Below are 15,422 nucleotides of genomic sequence, written 5' to 3' on the forward strand. Positions count from 1 at the left end.
GAGCTGAGATCCGGGGCTGCTGCGCAGCCCATCGCGACACAAGGCCGCTCCTACAAGGAACCGCGCAAACCTGAATTCAATAGAACACCCGGTACCCCACCAGCCCCACCACCTCATTGAGCAACTGCCCGCTCTGCCACATCGCTCGGCTTTCCGGCAGCAACCCGCCGAACGGCCGCGCATGCTCGCGCCCTAGGAACCCCACCGGCGCCGGCACCACCTCGAACCCCGCCTGTTCGAAGCTCCAGCGCGAACGCTGCATGTGCCAGGCTTGGGTGACCACCACCACACGGCGAATCCCCAGCGGCTGTAGGACCTTGGCCGACAACTGGGCGTTCTCCCAGGTCGTGCGGCTGGCCTCTTCGCGCCACCTCACCTCGACCGCGAAATCCTCACGCAGGCGATCGGCCATCAACTGCGCCTCGCTTGGCGGCGTGCCGTAGTGCAGCCCGCCACTGGTCAGCAGCGGCAAACCCGAAGCCTTGGCCAGCCGCGCGGCAAAGCGCATGCGCTCCAGCGCCGTGGCGGTAGGCTGGTCACCACCGCCCCACGCGGGGTCACCCCGTTCGCGCCCCGCGCCCAGCACCACAATGGCATCTGCCCGGCTGGCCAGCCTGGCCCAGTCGCTGACGGCCAGAGGCGGCTCGGTCTCCAGCACCCGGGCCGTTTCCTGCACCACCAGCGGCAAGCTCAGCAACCACAAGCCACCCAGCCCCACGCCAAAACACAGCGCCGCCAGCCGTGGCCGGCGCGCACGCCACCACCATGCGGCAAGCAGCAACAGGAACAAGATGCCCGGCGGCATCAGCCATTGTTTGATGAAAAATCGAATCGGCATCGGCCACACCTCCTTGGCAGGCGTGCAGCCTAAAAGGATCGGCACCGGTCAACAAGGTAGGGCCGGTGCCGATCGCAAGCTGTGTGAATGATGAATGACCGTGGCGCGCTGGCCTGCGCGGGGCGCCTTGAACGACTAGCGCTGGCGCAGCGTTCTGGGTCTGGCCGCAGTAGCAGCGCGCTTCTGGTCCTTGAGCCAGATAATCTTGGCTGATGCCGGCTCCGCTTGTGGGTAACTGCCGACAGCAGCATTACGGCGCTCCGGAAGAGCTTCCAGGTAGGCCTTGATCACTTCGAACTCTGCGTGGCTAAGGCCACGCAACTCCAGCTCGGCTGGCATCTCGTCGCGCAATCGTACAGAGGTCCTGGCGCTTTCGAGGGCCAGGCCAAGCCGGTCGATCAGGCGCTCGTAAAGCTCCGGTCTGATTGCGGGTAGCTGCGTGTCTCCCATCCGTTCACCTCATTGAAGATAAGAATATCTCCCCCCACACCAGAGCTTAGCGTCGTTGCAAAAAGCAGCCGGGTGCAGCGACCAGCGGCCATTCGCAACGAAGGTTTCCCACGATACGCAGCGCTGCTGTATGCTACGGCGTTCACTCTAAATGACACCGGAGTGCCGGACGCAGCGAGGTTCCGCTGCCTGGAACAAGGTCTCTTCCCTCTCAGCAAAAAGTAGCCATGCACGAACAATACACGCCCCGTGATATCGAAGCCGCCGCCCAGAACTTCTGGGACGAGCAACAATCGTTCGCTGTTACCGAACAGCCAGGCAAGGACACCTACTACTGCCTGTCGATGTTCCCGTACCCGAGCGGCAAGCTACACATGGGCCACGTGCGCAACTACACCATCGGTGACGTGATTGCCCGCTACCAGCGCATGCTGGGCAAGAACGTGCTGCAGCCGATGGGCTGGGACGCTTTCGGCATGCCCGCGGAAAACGCGGCGATGAAGAACAACGTCGCCCCGGCCAAGTGGACGTACGAAAACATCGAGTACATGAAGACCCAGCTCAAGAGCCTGGGCCTGGCCATCGACTGGGCACGTGAAGTGACCACCTGCAAGCCTGACTACTACCGTTGGGAGCAGTGGCTGTTCACCCGCCTGTTCGAGAAAGGCATCATCTACCGCAAGAACGGGACCGTGAACTGGGACCCGGCAGACCAGACCGTACTGGCCAACGAGCAGGTCATCGACGGCCGCGGCTGGCGTTCCGGCGCGCTGATCGAAAAGCGCGAAATCCCGATGTACTACTTCCGCATCACCGACTACGCCGACGAGCTCCTGGAAAGCCTCGACGAACTGCCGGGCTGGCCTGAGCAGGTCAAGACCATGCAGCGCAACTGGATCGGCAAGTCGCGCGGCATGGAAGTCCAGTTCCCCTACGACCAGGCCAGCATCGGCCACGCCGGCACGCTCAAGGTCTTCACCACCCGCCCCGACACGCTGATGGGTGCCACCTACGTCGCCGTCGCCGCCGAGCACCCGCTGGCCACCCAGGCTGCCCAGGGCAACCCGGCGCTGCAGGCGTTCATCGAAGAATGCAAGGCCGGCAGCGTTGCCGAAGCCGACATGGCCACCCAGGAGAAGAAGGGCATGGCCACTTCCCTGCTGGTGGAGCACCCGCTGACCGGCGAGAAGCTGCCGGTCTGGGTCGCCAACTACGTGCTCATGCACTACGGCGATGGCGCGGTAATGGCTGTGCCCGCCCACGACGAGCGCGACTTCGAGTTCGCCCACAAGTACAACCTGCCGGTCAAGGCCGTAGTACGCACCAGTGCGGGCGATGAAGTCGGCAACGAGTGGCAGGACGCCTATGGCGAGCACGGCCAACTGATCAACTCCGCCGAGTTCGACGGCCTGGACTTTGCCGGCGCCTTCAACGCCATCGAAGCAGCCCTGATCCGTAAAGACCTGGGCAAATCGCGCACCCAGTTCCGCCTGCGCGACTGGGGTATCAGCCGCCAGCGCTACTGGGGCTGCCCGATCCCGATCATCCACTGCCCGTCCTGCGGCGACGTGCCCGTGCCAGAAGACCAGTTGCCGGTGACCCTGCCGGAGAACGTGGTGCCCGATGGTGCCGGCTCGCCACTGGCGCGCATGCCAGAATTCTACGAATGCAGCTGCCCGAAATGCGGTGCTGCGGCCAAGCGCGAAACCGACACCATGGACACCTTCGTCGAGTCGTCCTGGTACTTCGCCCGCTACGCCTCGCCGAACTACGAAGGTGGCATGGTCGACCCGAAAGCGGCCAACCACTGGCTGCCGGTCGACCAGTACATCGGCGGTATCGAACACGCCATCCTGCACCTGCTGTATGCGCGCTTCTTCCACAAGCTGATGCGTGACGAAGGGCTGGTCACCTCGAACGAGCCGTTCAAGAACCTGCTGACCCAGGGCATGGTCGTGGCCGAAACCTACTACCGCGTTGCCAGCAACGGCGGCAAGGACTGGTTCAACCCGGCCGATGTCGAAATCGAACGCGATGCCAAGGCCAAGATCATTGGCGCACGCCTGAAGACCGACGGCCTGCCGGTGGAAATCGGCGGCACCGAGAAGATGTCCAAGTCGAAGAACAACGGCGTCGACCCCCAGTCGATGATCGACCAGTACGGCGCCGATACCTGCCGCCTGTTCATGATGTTCGCCTCGCCACCTGACGCGAGCCTGGAATGGTCCGACTCCGGCGTCGAAGGCGCCAGCCGCTTCCTTCGCCGTGTCTGGCGCCTGGCCCAGGCACACGTCGCCCAAGGCCTGCCGGGCAAGCTGGATGTCGCCGCCCTGGACGACGCACAGAAGGTCATTCGCCGTGCCATTCACGCCGCTATCAAGCAGGCCAGTACCGACGTCGGCCAGTTCCACAAATTCAACACCGCCATCGCCCAGGTGATGACCGTGATGAACGTGCTGGAAAAAGCCCCGCAAGCCACGGCGCAAGACCGTGCCCTGCTGCACGAAGGCCTGGAAGCCGTGACCCTGCTGCTGGCGCCGATCACCCCGCACATCTCCCACGAGCTGTGGAAACAGCTGGGCCATGATCAGGCTGTGATCGACGCTGGCTGGCCAGCGGTCGACGAAGCCGCACTGGTGCAGGACACCGTCACCCTGGTGGTGCAGGTCAACGGCAAACTGCGCGGGCAGGTCGAAATGCCGGCCGCCGCCAGCCGCGAAGAAATCGAAGCCGCCGCGCGCAGCAACGAGAACGTCCTGCGCTTCATCGACGGCCTGGCCATTCGCAAGGTCATCGTGGTACCGGGCAAGCTGGTCAACATCGTCGCCAACTGATGGCAACGCCCGCCCGCAGCCACTGCGGGCGGGCGGAACAGGCCCACAAGGGAGCAACAACATGATCAAACGCAATTTGCTGGTAATTGGCCTGGCGGTCATGCTCAGCGCCTGCGGTTTCCAGCTGCGCGGTACTGGCACCAACGAGCTGAGCATCAAGGAAATGGACGTCAGTGCGCGTGACGCGTACGGGCCTACCGTGACCGAACTGCGCCAGGTGCTCAAGAACAGCGGCGTCAATGTGCACACCGGTGCGCCGTACCGCCTGGTATTGACCAACGAACAGCAGCGCGAGCGCTCGGCCAGCTACAACAGCGGTAACCGCACTGCCGAGTACGAGCTGACCACCCAGCTCAACTACAGCATCCAGGGCTTGAACAACCTTGAACTGCTGAGTGACAAGCTGGAAGTGCGCAAGGTGTATGTGCGCGATGCCTCGAACATCACCGGTTCCGAGCAGGAAGCCGCCCGTTCCCGCCTGGAAATGCGCCGTGACCTGGTCAACGCCATGGTCGTGCGCCTGCAGCAACTGACCCCGGCCCAGCTGGACGAGCTGCAGCAAAAAGCCGATCAGCGTGCCCAGGCTGAAGCGGCCGCCCTTGAGGCCGCACGCCGCCAGCAGGCGGAAACGCCGCAGCAGTCGCCCCTGGAAGTACCGGGCAACTAAGCCCGTGCGGGGTACCTTCGGGTGCCCCGCCTACTGCCCATGAAGCTCGCCCCCGCCCAACTCAACAAGCACCTGCAAGGCGCCTTGGCCCCGGTCTACGTGGTCAGCGGTGACGACCCGCTGCTGTGCCAGGAAGCCGCCGACGCCATCCGCCAAGCTGCGCGCCAGCAAGGTTTCGACGAGCGCCAGGTTTTCAGTGCCGACGCCAACTTCGACTGGGGCACCCTGCTCCAGGCCGGTGCCAGCCTGTCCCTGTTCGCCCAGCGGCGCCTGCTGGAACTTCGCCTGCCCTCGGGCAAGCCGGGTGACAAGGGCGCTGCAGCGCTGATGGAATACTGCGCCAATCCCGCCGAAGACACCCTGCTGCTGGTCAGCCTGCCCAAGCTCGACGGCAGCGCGCAGAAGACCAAGTGGGGCAAGGCCTTGATCGAAGGTGCCCACTGCCAGTTCATCCAGATCTGGCCGGTGGATTCGCACCAGCTGCCACAGTGGATCAACCAGCGTCTGCAGCAGGCCGGCCTGTCGGCACAGCGTGACGCTGTCGACCTGATTGCCGCACGCGTGGAAGGCAACCTGCTGGCTGCCGCGCAGGAAATCGAAAAGCTCAAGCTGTTGGCCGAAGGCAACCAGATCACCGTCGAAACCGTGCAGTCGGCTGTCGCTGACAGCGCCCGGTTCGACGTTTTCGGGCTGGTCGACGCCATTCTCAACGGTGAAGCTGCACATGCCCTGCGCATGCTCGAAGGCTTGCGCGGTGAGGGAGTCGAGCCCCCGGTGATTCTCTGGGCCCTGGCGCGCGAGCTGCGCCAGCTCGCCGGGCTGGCCCAGCAATTCAGCCAGGGCGTACCGCTGGACAAGGCGTTCAGCCAGGCGCGCCCACCGGTCTGGGATAAGCGCCGGCCGTTGGTCAGCAAGGCCCTGCAGCGCCTCTCGGCGCAGCGCTGGGCGCAACTGCTGCAGGATACCCAGCGTATCGATGCGCAAATCAAGGGCCAGGCCGAGGGCTCGCCGTGGCCGGGCCTGGCGCGGTTGTCATTGTTGATGGCGGGTCAGCGCCTGGCGCTACCCCCTCTATAACGGTCACAGGCCCTATCGCTGCCAAGCCAGCCACAGGGTGCGCGTCAGGGCTGTCGGTGTTTGCCACAAGTTATGCAGCGCCTGTGAAACCGAGCGCCGCGCGGGCGGCGCTCGATCTCACAGGCGCTGCATATCTTCTGACAAACACCTGTCAGCCCTGATCGATCCCTGTGGGAGCTGGCTTGCCAGCGATAGGGCCTGTGAACCATATACACAATCAATTGGCCCACATCTCCTCAGGGCCCTAAAGTGCGCCCCGAAACCCACCTACCACGGGAACCCCGCCATGAGCAAAAAGCCGAAAAAGCACGGCCCCAACAAGGCCAAGTCGATCATTGCCCAACCGCTGTTCCGCTGCCGCCAGGAACAACCGGAAAAAGGCAAAGGCAGCTACCGCCGCGAAGCCTTCCAATCGAGAGATTGGGAGGCTTCCTACTTTTTGGCGGCATGAAAGCATCGCGGGCGCAGGCATGATATGGTCAGCACCTGACCTGCAATTCTGGATCTGTGCATGCTCTTCCGTCTTTCTCCCCGTTGGGAAACCCGCCAGCTGATCGCGGCCTCCAGCTTCATCCTGCTGGTTGCCTGCGCGGAAAAACCTACCGCGGCCGACGCGCTGCCGCTGGCCCCTGCGCAACCTGCGCCCGTGGTAACCGTACCCGGTGCAACGCCAGACGCCAGCACTGAAATCCAGCCTTTGCAAACCTTCGCCCAGTGGCAAGCGGGTTTCCGCGAACAAGCCCTGCAAGCGGGTATTTCGCCCAGCATCTTCGACCGCGCCTTCCTCGGGGTTACCCCCGACATGGACGTGATCAAGGCCGACCGCAGCCAGCCTGAGTTCAGCCGCCCGGTGTGGGAATACCTCGAAGGCGCGCTGTCCCCTTTGCGCGTGCGCAATGGCAAGCGGCTGCTGGAGCAGCACGCCGAACTGCTGACCCGCATCGAGCAACGCTATGGCGTTGACCGCCAGGTGCTGGTGGCGGTGTGGGGCATGGAGAGCAATTTCGGCCAGTTCCAGGGCAACAAGTCGGTAATTCGCTCGCTGGCGACCCTGGCTTATGAAGGCCGTCGCCCGCAGTTCGCCCAGGACCAGCTGATCGCCGCCCTGCAGATCATCCAGCATGGTGACATTCAGCCTGAGGCCATGCGTGGCTCGTGGGCTGGCGCCATGGGCCAGACCCAGTTCATCCCGACCACCTACAACACCCATGCCGTGGACTTCGACGGCGACGGCCGCCGCGATATCTGGAACAGCACCCCCGATGCCCTGGCCTCGACCGCGCACTACCTGCAAAGCTCGGGCTGGAAGCGTGGCCAACCGTGGGGCTTCGAGGTGCAGGTACCACCAGGTTTCGATTTCTGGCAGGCCGATGGCGCGTTGCGCAGGCCGGTGAGCGAGTGGCTGGCAATGGGTGTGAAGTTGCCAACCGGTACTCAATTGCCAGCGGGCAGCAACCAGCTGTCTGCCGCGTTGCTGCTGCCAGCAGGCGCGCGTGGCCCGGCGTTCCTGGTACTGGATAACTTCCGCGCCATCCTCAAGTACAACAACTCATCGTCCTATGCACTGGCGGTGAGCCTGCTGGCCGACCGCTTCAGCGGCTGGGGCTTCATTGCCGGCAGCTGGCCGAAGGAAGACTTGCCGCTGAGCCGCAGCGAACGCGTGGAGTTGCAGAACCTGCTTAACGGCCGTGGGTATGACGCAGGCAATGCCGATGGCATTATCGGCGCCAACACCCGCAAGGCCATACGCAACGCCCAGCAAGGGCTGGGGTGGCCGGCGGATGGTTACCCGACCCATAAGCTGCTTGAGAGCCTGCGTAGCCAGTGAGATAGCTGGGGGTTGCGGTACGTTGGTGTAACGCGATCCCTGTGGGATCGGCCTTGTGTCGCGAAAGGGCTGCAAAGCAGCCCCGGCTATCTCAAGCCTTGAACACATCCTGCTCCAACACCAAGCACTGCTGATCACTGTCCAGCCGTACCCGAGCCCCCAGCGGCAAGCACACATTCGGGTCGCAATGCCCACTGCGCCACCCCGCCAGCACCGGCACGCCCAAGGGCCCGAAAGTTTCCTCCAGCAATGGCGTCAACGCCGCCGTGGTAATCCCTGCAAAATCCCCTACCAGCACGCCTTTCACGCCCGCCAGCTTGCCCGCCAGGCGCAACTGCGTCAGCAGCCGGTCCACCCGGTACAGCGGCTCATTGACGTCTTCGATAAACAGGATGCAGCCCGCGGTATCCAGCTCTGCCACAGTGCCAAGCGTCGCGCCCAGCATAGACAGGTTGCCACCCAGCAAATGCCCGCTTGCGGCCCCTGGAATGACCGTGCTCATGGCATAGCCCGCTGGGTGGGCAATCTGCTCCCCTGCGCGCACATGCCCACCCAGCTGGGCCAGCAACGACGACTCGGTCGGCGCCAGCTTGCCGCCGAGCAAGTCGGCATTGAGCATCGCGCCATGGAACGTGATCAGCCCGGCGTGCCGATAAAGGGCCGTGTGCAGCGCTGTGATATCGCTGTAGCCAATCAGCGGCTTGGGGTTGCCCCGAATCAGCTGGAAATCCAGCTGGTCGAGCAGGCGCATGCTGCCGTAACCGCCGCGCATGCACAGGATGGCGTCGATGCCCGGGTCGGCAAAGGCATCGTGCAGGTCCTGCAGCCGCTGCTGGTCCGGGCCTGCCAGGTAACCCTGAGCCTGCAGGGCACCTGGGTAAATGCGGCAACGGTAGCCACGATCAGCGAACCACTGGTTGACCTTGTGCGTATCCAGCCGCGCCGAGCCCGCCGGCGCGATGATAGCGAAGCAGGTGTCCTGCAAGATCGCCTTGGGCAAATGTACGGGAAGGGTATCGACACAATTCATCATGCAGCTCCAGGCATCTTGTCGCTTGTAGCTTATGGCTTGTCGCCGGCAAAAAAAATGCCGATGCTGCCCTTTCGGCAAGCATCGGCATTTGTGTTTCAGCCAGGCTCAGAGCTTGATCTTGGCTTCGTGCGCCTGCTGGTCGGCATGGTACGAAGAGCGCACCAGGGGGCCAGAAGCCACGTTCTTGAAGCCCATCTTGTAGCCTTCCTCGGCGAACCAGGCAAAGGTGTCGGGGTGCACGAAACGCTGCACCGGCAGGTGGCTGCGCGACGGTTGCAGGTACTGACCGAGGGTAAGCATGTCGATGTCGTGCTCGCGCATGCGGTGCATCACTTCGATCACTTCTTCGTCGGTTTCACCCAGGCCCAGCATCAGGCCCGACTTGGTCGGTACGTGCGGCACCAACTGCTTGAACTTCTGCAACAGGTCCAGCGACCAGTCGTAGTCAGAGCCCGGGCGCGCGGCCTTGTACAGGCGCGGCACGGTTTCGAGGTTGTGGTTGAACACATCCGGCGGCTCTTGCGCAGTGATTTCCAGTGCCACGTCCATACGCCCGCGGTAGTCCGGCACCAGGGTTTCCAGTTGCACGCCTGGCGACAACGCGCGGATTTCGCGGATGCAGTCGGCAAAGTGCTGGGCACCACCGTCACGCAGGTCGTCGCGGTCTACCGAGGTGATCACCACGTACTTCAGGCGCAGGTCAGCGATGGCGACCGCCAGGTTTTTCGGCTCGTCCAGGTCCAGCGGCTTCGGTCGGCCGTGGCCCACGTCGCAGAACGGGCAACGCCGGGTGCAGATGTCACCCATGATCATGAAGGTGGCGGTGCCGCCCGAGAAGCACTCGCCCAGGTTAGGGCAGGAAGCTTCCTCGCACACGCTGTGCAGCTTGTGCTTGCGCAGCAGTTGCTTGATGCGGTCGACCTCTGGCGAGACTGGGATACGCACGCGAATCCAGTCGGGCTTTTTCGGCAACTCGTCGGTCGGGATGATTTTCACCGGGATGCGCGCCACCTTCTCGGCGCCACGCAGCTTGACCCCGGCTTCCACCTTTTTCGGCGCTGGGCGCGGGGTGGCATCCTGGGTAGGTATGAGGTTGGGCACGGCTTCTTGCACAGTTGTCATATTCAGTCGATTCCGCCCGTGAGGGTCGTCTGCTCAGCGTAGTCGAGGTGCTTGACCAGCTGTCCGCGCAGCCTTGTCCTGACCTCGTCGAGTTCGATCGGGCCTGCCAGGTCACGTAGCTGGGTCATCGCCAGCCCCGCATAACCGCAGGGGTTGATTCGGCGGAATGGCGCAAGGTCCATGTCCACGTTCAGGGCAAGGCCGTGAAACGAACGGCCGTTGCGAATTCGCAGGCCGAGGGAGGCGATCTTCGCTCCATCGACATAGACGCCCGGCGCATCGGGCTTGGCTGAAGCCTTCACACCATAGCTGGCCAGCAGGTCGATGAGGGTCTGCTCGATACGGCTGACCAGCTCACGCACACCAAAACCCAGCCGGCGTACATCCAGCAGCAGGTAGGCCACCAACTGCCCGGGGCCATGGTAGGTCACCTGGCCGCCGCGGTCGGTCTGCACCACCGGGATGTCACCCGGCACCAGCAGGTGCTCGGCCTTGCCGGCCTGGCCCTGGGTAAAGACTGCAGGGTGCTCGACCAGCCAAATTTCATCCTGGCTGGCCGGGCTGCGCTGCTCGGTGAAGCGCCGCATGGCCTCCAGCACCGGTTGGTAGGGCTGCAGGCCAAGCTCGCGAAAACCGAGGCAGGCGGGCATCAGAGCACCATTTTCACGATACCGGTAGCGCGCAGGGCGCTGTTGATATCGTGCAGCTGGTTCTCGCTTTCGGCAACGATGTGCAGTTGCACGGTGGTGTACTTGCCTTCCTTGCTCTGGCGTTCGGCCAGGGTGGAAAGGTCGACTTTGGCGTGCTTGCTGAGAATCTCGATGACCGTGTCCTTGAAGCCGACAACGGTGTCACCGATGACTTTGATCGGGTAATCGGCGCAAGGGAATTCGATCTTGTGCGACTTGACGTCTGGTTCGCTCATGGCGGAAACGGCCTCGTAAGCCGTGGCAACACCACCCCCGCGTGATGCGCGGGGGTGTGCAGGTCACGTATCAGTTGAACAACCCGTAGAAGAATAGACGGATGCTATCCCACATACGGCGGAAGAAACCACCTTCCTCGACGCCATCGAGGGCGATCAGGTCGGCGCTGTGAACCACTTTCTCGTCCAGTTTGACTTCCACTTTGCCGATCACGTCACCTTTGGCGATGGGCGCGGTGAGCTGCGGGTTCATGGTCATCGTGGCGACCAGGCGCTTGAGCTGGCCTTTAGGCATGGTCATGGTCAGGTCGTCGGCCAGGCCGGCCTTGACTTGGCCAGTGGCGCCCTTCCACACCGGCGCCTGGGTCAGCTCGGTGCCCTTCTGGTAGAAGGTCTGGGTTTCGAAGAAGCGGAAGCCGTAGGTCAGCAGCTTCTGGGTTTCGGCAGCACGCGCTTGTTCGCTGTTGGTGCCGAACACCACCGCGATCAGGCGCTGGCCATCGCGTACCGCCGAAGCCACCATGCAGTAGCCTGCTTCTTCGGTGTGGCCGGTTTTCAGGCCGTCGACGGTCTTGTCACGCCACAGCAGCAGGTTGCGGTTAGGCTGCTTGATGTTGTTCCAGAAGAACTCTTTCTGCGAATAGATGGCGTAGTGCGCCGGGTCGACGTTGATGATCGCCCGGGCCAGTACCGCCATGTCATGGGCCGACGAGTAGTGGTCTGGGTTCGGCAGGCCAGTCGGGTTCATGAAGTGGCTGTTGGTCATGCCCAGGTCGGCCGCGGTCTTGTTCATCATGTCGGCGAATGCATCTTCGCTGCCGGCGATGTGCTCGGACAGGGCGACCGAGGCATCGTTGCCGGACTGGATGATGATGCCGTGCAGCAAGTCGCTGACGGTGACCTGGCTGCCAACCTTGATGAACATGCGCGAACCGCCGGTACGCCAGGCGTTTTCACTGACGGTAACCGGGTCGTTCTCGCCGATCTGGCCGCGGCGGATGTCCAGGGTGGCGATGTAGGCGGTCATCAGCTTGGTCAAGCTGGCTGGCGGCAGGCGCTCGTCACCGTTGTTTTCGACCAGCACGTTGCCGCTGGACGCGTCCATGAGTACGTAGGACTTGGCTGCCAGTTGCGGTGGTGCCGGTGTCATCTGCTCGGCCGCGAAGGCGGCAGGCGTGATCAGCAGCAGTACAGGCAGGCAAAGTCGTTTGGCAAGGTTGGTGATGTTCATCCGTCTCTCGAAAATCGCTAATGGTCTGATGTTCCCTGGGCAACATCATGCGCCCAGCGCCAGTCAGTCTAGTTTTATGGCCAGAGGCCTGGCCCGCTACAGTGCGGCTTTATGCCGCTGCGGGCAAAAGCCGACATTGTACATGGCCGAGCCCGGCAGTTCATGACAAAACCGACAGCAAGAGTTTCAAGCTGCAAGCCGAAAGACAAAGCGGGTGGGCGCAGGGTCTTCTTGCAGCTTGCAGCTTGCAGCCGGTTGCTTATAGCTGAGCTCAGTCTGTGACCAGCTTGGCCTGCCCCAAGTTCGCCAGGCGGATGCTGTCCTGGGCTTGCTGGATCTCGCCCTGGCTGCCGATCGGCCCCAGCCGCACGCGGTGCAGGGTCTGCTGGTTACGCACGATCGAGCTGATGAACACCGGCGCGCTGACCATGGTGCTGAGCTTGGAGCGCAGCAATTCGGCGGCATCCGGGTTGGCGAAGGCACCCACCTGCAGGAAGCTGCCGCCATTGCCACCCGGGACGTTGTTGCCCCCTACCTGTACCGGCACCACCGGCGCCGCGTGCTGCTGCGGCGGCGGCGTCCATTGCTCGACCCGCCCGGTCGTGGCCGGCACCGCCTGGGTCTGGGCCACCTGGGGCTCCTTCAGCACCATCGGTGGTGTCTGGCCACGCTGGGCCCACCATTGTTGCGGGTCGATGCCCTCGACACGCACGTGTGCGGTGCCGATTTCGGCATAGCCGAGCTTTTTCGCTGCGGCATAGGACAGGTCGATGATGCGGTCGGAATAGAACGGCCCACGGTCATTGACCCGCAGAATCACACTACGGCCGTTGGCCAGGTTGGTCACGCGCACATAGGCCGGCAGCGGCAAGGTCTTGTGCGCGGCACTCATGCCGTACAGGTCGTACAGCTCACCATTGGCGGTGTTCTGCCCGTGAAACTTGGTGCCGTACCAGGACGCGGTACCCTCGGCGCGGTAGTTGCGCGAGTCCTGCATGGGGTAGTAGGTCTTGCCCAGCACCGTGTAGGGGTTGGCCTTGTAGTTACCGGTGTGCACGGTCGGCGTGGCGTCGGGGATCTTGTTCACATCCACGTCCCACCACGGCGCGCCATCCTTGTGTGCCCGGTTGATATCCAGGCCCGGCTGGCTGCGTACCACGTTGCCGCTGCTTTTTTGCGGGGCCGGGCGGTTGGAAGAGCAACTGGCCAGCACCAGGCCAACGGCCAGGCAGGTGAGCAGCTTGAAAGAGTGTGCAGAGATGATTGCGCGCATTACTTGACGCCCCGTACTTGTACCAGCTGTTCCGCTAGCTGATGCACCGCCATGGCATACATCACGCTGCGGTTGTAGCGAGTGATCGCGTAGAAGTTCTTCAGCCCCATCCAATACTCGGGGCCATTGTCGCCTTCGAGCCGGAAGGCCGTAACCGGCAGATCATCGCGCAGCGAATCATGAACCGACCAGCCAAGCGCGCGCAACTCCCCCGCGGTCTTGACCGGCTCGATACCGGTAGTCAGGCCTTCATCGGCGCGCGCACCTTCTACCCAGGCGCGGCTGACCACGCCTTCGCCGGCTACCCAGCCGTGGCGCTTGAAGTAGTTGGCCACGCTGCCAATGGCATCGTCCGGGTTGTTCCAGATGTTGATGTGGCCGTCACCGTCGAAGTCCACCGCGTAGTTGCGAAAACTGCTCGGCATGAACTGTGGAAGCCCCATGGCACCGGCGTAGGAGCCTTTGAGGGTCAACGGGTCCAGCTGCTCATCGCGCGCCAACAGCAGGAACTCACGCAGCTCCTTGCGGAAGAACTCGGCGCGCGGCGGGTAGTCGAAGCCCAGCGTCGACAGGGCATCGATCACCCGGTAGTTGCCGGTGTTGCGGCCGAAGAAGGTTTCGACCCCGATGATCGCGACGATATATTGCGCCGGCACCCCGTATTCCTGCTCCGCGCGGGCCAGCACCGCCTCGTGCTGGCGCCAGAAGTCCACCCCGCGGGCAATGCGCGCATCGGTGATGAACATCGGCCGGTAGTCTTTCCACGGCTTGACCCGCTCGGCAGGGCGCGAGATGGCATCCAGAATCGACTGCTTGCGCTGCACCTCACGGAACACCCCCATCAGCTGCTCCGGGGCAAAACCGTAGTCACGGCTCATTTCGCCCACCAGCTCGGCCACCTGTGGCGAACCCTCATAGTCGCCGGCATGGGCCAGCTGTACAGCGCCGAACAGGCCCACCGCGCCGACCCACGGCGCACAACGGGCAGCCCAGTTACGCACTGCTTGCATCAAATTGTTCACCTTTTTCAAACCTGTGCGATCCATTTTCGGTGCGTATGGATCGACATGAGAACGCCAAACGCTGACAGCAGCGTTACCAAGGATGTTCCGCCATAGCTGATAAAGGGCAGCGGCACGCCCACTACGGGCAGCAGGCCGCTGACCATGCCGATATTGACGAATACGTAGACGAAGAAGGTCATGGTCAGGCTACCCGCCAGCAGCTTGCCGAACAGGGTCTGGGCCTGGGCGGTAATCATCAGGCCACGGCCGATCAGCAGCAGGTAGACGATCAGCAGCAGGCAGATACCGACCAGGCCGAACTCCTCGCCGAGCACGGCGATGATGAAGTCGGTATGGCTTTCCGGAAGGAAGTCCAGGTGCGACTGCGTGCCGAGCAGCCAGCCTTTGCCGAACACCCCGCCCGAACCGATTGCCGCCTTGGACTGGATGATGTTCCAGCCGGTGCCCAGCGGGTCGCTTTCCGGGTCGAGGAAGGTCAGTACCCGCTGCTTCTGGTAGTCGTGCATGACAAAGAACCACATCGCCACCGCCACCGGCACCGCCGCTGCCACTACGCTGAGGATCCAGCGCCAGCGCAGCCCACCCATGAACAGCACGAAGGCGCCCGATGCCAGGATCAGCAGTGCGGTGCCCAAGTCGGGCTGGCGCACGATCAGAATGAATGGCACGCCGATCAGCACCAGGCTAATGGCCACGTGCTTCAGGTGCGGCGGCAAGGTGCGCTTGGACAGGTACCAGGCAATGGTCGCCGGCATGATGATCTTCATGAATTCCGAGGGCTGGAAGCGGATCACCCCCGGGATATTGATCCAGCGCGTGGCGCCCATGGCGTTATGGCCCATCACGTCCACCACCACCAGCAGCAGCACCCCGGTGAGGTAGGCCAGCGGCACCCAGCGGGCCATGAAGCGCGGCTCCAGCTGGGCGATGACGAACATCGACACCAGACCGATGCCGAACGAGGTCGCCTGCTTGAGCAGCAGGTCCCAGTTCTTGCCGCTGGCCGAATACAGCACGAACAGGCTGCCGGCGGCGAGGGTCAGCAGAATGATCAGCAAGGGGCCGTCGACATGAATGCGCTGCAGGAAGCTGGCGCGCCGACGCATCACATCCTCACTG

The 15,422-nt window shown here is 63.4% G+C and carries 15 protein-coding genes; 5 read left to right on the forward strand and 10 right to left on the reverse strand.

Features of this window, described 5'->3' with window-relative positions; genetic code table 11:
• Positions 1-76: 76 nt before the first annotated feature.
• A complete protein-coding gene (locus tag GEV39_RS21925; protein WP_173891200.1) occupies positions 77-838 on the reverse strand; it encodes a YdcF family protein in 762 nt (253 codons plus the stop codon).
• 135 nt (positions 839-973) lie between these two features.
• Positions 974-1,288, reverse strand: a complete 315-nt coding sequence (locus GEV39_RS21930; protein ID WP_173891201.1) for a hypothetical protein — start codon at positions 1,286-1,288, stop codon at positions 974-976.
• 227 nt (positions 1,289-1,515) lie between these two features.
• On the opposite strand from GEV39_RS21930, the gene leuS reads away from it, so the two are divergent.
• From leuS to GEV39_RS21955, 5 genes are all read left to right on the forward strand, one after another.
• Positions 1,516-4,122, forward strand: coding sequence for a leucine--tRNA ligase (leuS, locus tag GEV39_RS21935; protein WP_173891202.1), 2,607 nt, complete (start codon positions 1,516-1,518; stop codon positions 4,120-4,122).
• 61 nt (positions 4,123-4,183) lie between these two features.
• On the forward strand, positions 4,184-4,789 hold the full coding sequence (locus GEV39_RS21940; RefSeq protein WP_009685391.1) for an LPS-assembly lipoprotein LptE: 606 nt from the start codon (positions 4,184-4,186) through the stop codon (positions 4,787-4,789).
• A gap of 39 nt (positions 4,790-4,828) precedes the next feature.
• On the forward strand, positions 4,829-5,866 hold the full coding sequence (holA, locus tag GEV39_RS21945) for a DNA polymerase III subunit delta (RefSeq protein ID WP_173891203.1): 1,038 nt from the start codon (positions 4,829-4,831) through the stop codon (positions 5,864-5,866).
• 286 nt (positions 5,867-6,152) lie between these two features.
• Positions 6,153-6,317, forward strand: coding sequence for an alternative ribosome rescue factor ArfA (gene arfA / locus GEV39_RS21950; RefSeq protein ID WP_009685838.1), 165 nt, complete (start codon positions 6,153-6,155; stop codon positions 6,315-6,317).
• A gap of 60 nt (positions 6,318-6,377) precedes the next feature.
• The gene (locus GEV39_RS21955) at positions 6,378-7,694 is read left to right on the forward strand and encodes a lytic murein transglycosylase (RefSeq protein WP_173891204.1); all 1,317 of its coding nucleotides are present in this window, start codon (positions 6,378-6,380) and stop codon (positions 7,692-7,694) included.
• Positions 7,695-7,785: 91 nt separating this feature from the next.
• Here the strand turns inward: GEV39_RS21955 and GEV39_RS21960 are convergent, their stop codons facing one another.
• The 8 genes from GEV39_RS21960 to rodA all read right to left on the reverse strand — a co-directional run bounded on the left by GEV39_RS21960 (position 7,786) and on the right by rodA (position 15,409).
• Complete coding sequence (locus GEV39_RS21960; RefSeq protein WP_173891747.1) at positions 7,786-8,724, reverse strand: S66 peptidase family protein; 939 nt, start codon at positions 8,722-8,724, stop codon at positions 7,786-7,788.
• A 108-nt stretch (positions 8,725-8,832) separates the two neighbouring features.
• Complete coding sequence (gene lipA, locus GEV39_RS21965) at positions 8,833-9,849, reverse strand: lipoyl synthase (RefSeq protein ID WP_009685834.1); 1,017 nt, start codon at positions 9,847-9,849, stop codon at positions 8,833-8,835.
• A gap of 2 nt (positions 9,850-9,851) precedes the next feature.
• Positions 9,852-10,499 carry a lipoyl(octanoyl) transferase LipB gene (gene lipB, locus GEV39_RS21970; protein WP_173891205.1) on the reverse strand — a complete coding sequence of 216 codons (648 nt, stop codon included), beginning with the start codon at positions 10,497-10,499 and terminating at the stop codon, positions 9,852-9,854.
• Positions 10,499-10,774, reverse strand: coding sequence for a DUF493 domain-containing protein (locus tag GEV39_RS21975; protein WP_009685832.1), 276 nt, complete (start codon positions 10,772-10,774; stop codon positions 10,499-10,501). Before GEV39_RS21975 ends, lipB begins: the two co-directional genes overlap by 1 nt.
• A gap of 70 nt (positions 10,775-10,844) precedes the next feature.
• Positions 10,845-12,005, reverse strand: coding sequence for a D-alanyl-D-alanine carboxypeptidase family protein (locus tag GEV39_RS21980; protein WP_009685831.1), 1,161 nt, complete (start codon positions 12,003-12,005; stop codon positions 10,845-10,847).
• 271 nt (positions 12,006-12,276) lie between these two features.
• The gene (locus tag GEV39_RS21985; protein ID WP_054906037.1) at positions 12,277-13,278 is read right to left on the reverse strand and encodes a septal ring lytic transglycosylase RlpA family protein; all 1,002 of its coding nucleotides are present in this window, start codon (positions 13,276-13,278) and stop codon (positions 12,277-12,279) included.
• On the reverse strand, positions 13,278-14,288 hold the full coding sequence (mltB, locus tag GEV39_RS21990; protein WP_009685829.1) for a lytic murein transglycosylase B: 1,011 nt from the start codon (positions 14,286-14,288) through the stop codon (positions 13,278-13,280). Before mltB ends, GEV39_RS21985 begins: the two co-directional genes overlap by 1 nt.
• Before the next feature lie 17 nt (positions 14,289-14,305).
• Positions 14,306-15,409, reverse strand: coding sequence for a rod shape-determining protein RodA (gene rodA, locus GEV39_RS21995; protein WP_173891749.1), 1,104 nt, complete (start codon positions 15,407-15,409; stop codon positions 14,306-14,308).
• Positions 15,410-15,422 lie beyond the last annotated feature (13 nt).

The organism is Pseudomonas sp. NY5710 (genome assembly GCF_013305665.1).
GTDB lineage: Bacteria > Pseudomonadota > Gammaproteobacteria > Pseudomonadales > Pseudomonadaceae > Aquipseudomonas > Aquipseudomonas juntendi.

Excerpts from the sequence above, each read along its gene's own strand:
- GEV39_RS21925 (WP_173891200.1), bottom strand. The coding sequence starts at position 838 with ATGCCGATTCGATTTTTCATCAAACAATGGCTGATGCCGCCGGGCATC.
- GEV39_RS21930 (WP_173891201.1), bottom strand. The coding sequence starts at position 1,288 with ATGGGAGACACGCAGCTACCCGCAATCAGACCGGAGCTTTACGAGCGC.
- leuS (WP_173891202.1), top strand. The coding sequence starts at position 1,516 with ATGCACGAACAATACACGCCCCGTGATATCGAAGCCGCCGCCCAGAAC.
- GEV39_RS21940 (WP_009685391.1), top strand. The coding sequence starts at position 4,184 with ATGATCAAACGCAATTTGCTGGTAATTGGCCTGGCGGTCATGCTCAGC.
- holA (WP_173891203.1), top strand. The coding sequence starts at position 4,829 with ATGAAGCTCGCCCCCGCCCAACTCAACAAGCACCTGCAAGGCGCCTTG.
- arfA (WP_009685838.1), top strand. The coding sequence starts at position 6,153 with ATGAGCAAAAAGCCGAAAAAGCACGGCCCCAACAAGGCCAAGTCGATC.
- GEV39_RS21955 (WP_173891204.1), top strand. The coding sequence starts at position 6,378 with ATGCTCTTCCGTCTTTCTCCCCGTTGGGAAACCCGCCAGCTGATCGCG.
- GEV39_RS21960 (WP_173891747.1), bottom strand. The coding sequence starts at position 8,724 with ATGAATTGTGTCGATACCCTTCCCGTACATTTGCCCAAGGCGATCTTG.
- lipA (WP_009685834.1), bottom strand. The coding sequence starts at position 9,849 with ATGACAACTGTGCAAGAAGCCGTGCCCAACCTCATACCTACCCAGGAT.
- lipB (WP_173891205.1), bottom strand. The coding sequence starts at position 10,499 with ATGCCCGCCTGCCTCGGTTTTCGCGAGCTTGGCCTGCAGCCCTACCAA.
- GEV39_RS21975 (WP_009685832.1), bottom strand. The coding sequence starts at position 10,774 with ATGAGCGAACCAGACGTCAAGTCGCACAAGATCGAATTCCCTTGCGCC.
- GEV39_RS21980 (WP_009685831.1), bottom strand. The coding sequence starts at position 12,005 with ATGAACATCACCAACCTTGCCAAACGACTTTGCCTGCCTGTACTGCTG.
- GEV39_RS21985 (WP_054906037.1), bottom strand. The coding sequence starts at position 13,278 with ATGCGCGCAATCATCTCTGCACACTCTTTCAAGCTGCTCACCTGCCTG.
- mltB (WP_009685829.1), bottom strand. The coding sequence starts at position 14,288 with ATGCAAGCAGTGCGTAACTGGGCTGCCCGTTGTGCGCCGTGGGTCGGC.
- rodA (WP_173891749.1), bottom strand. The coding sequence starts at position 15,409 with ATGCGTCGGCGCGCCAGCTTCCTGCAGCGCATTCATGTCGACGGCCCC.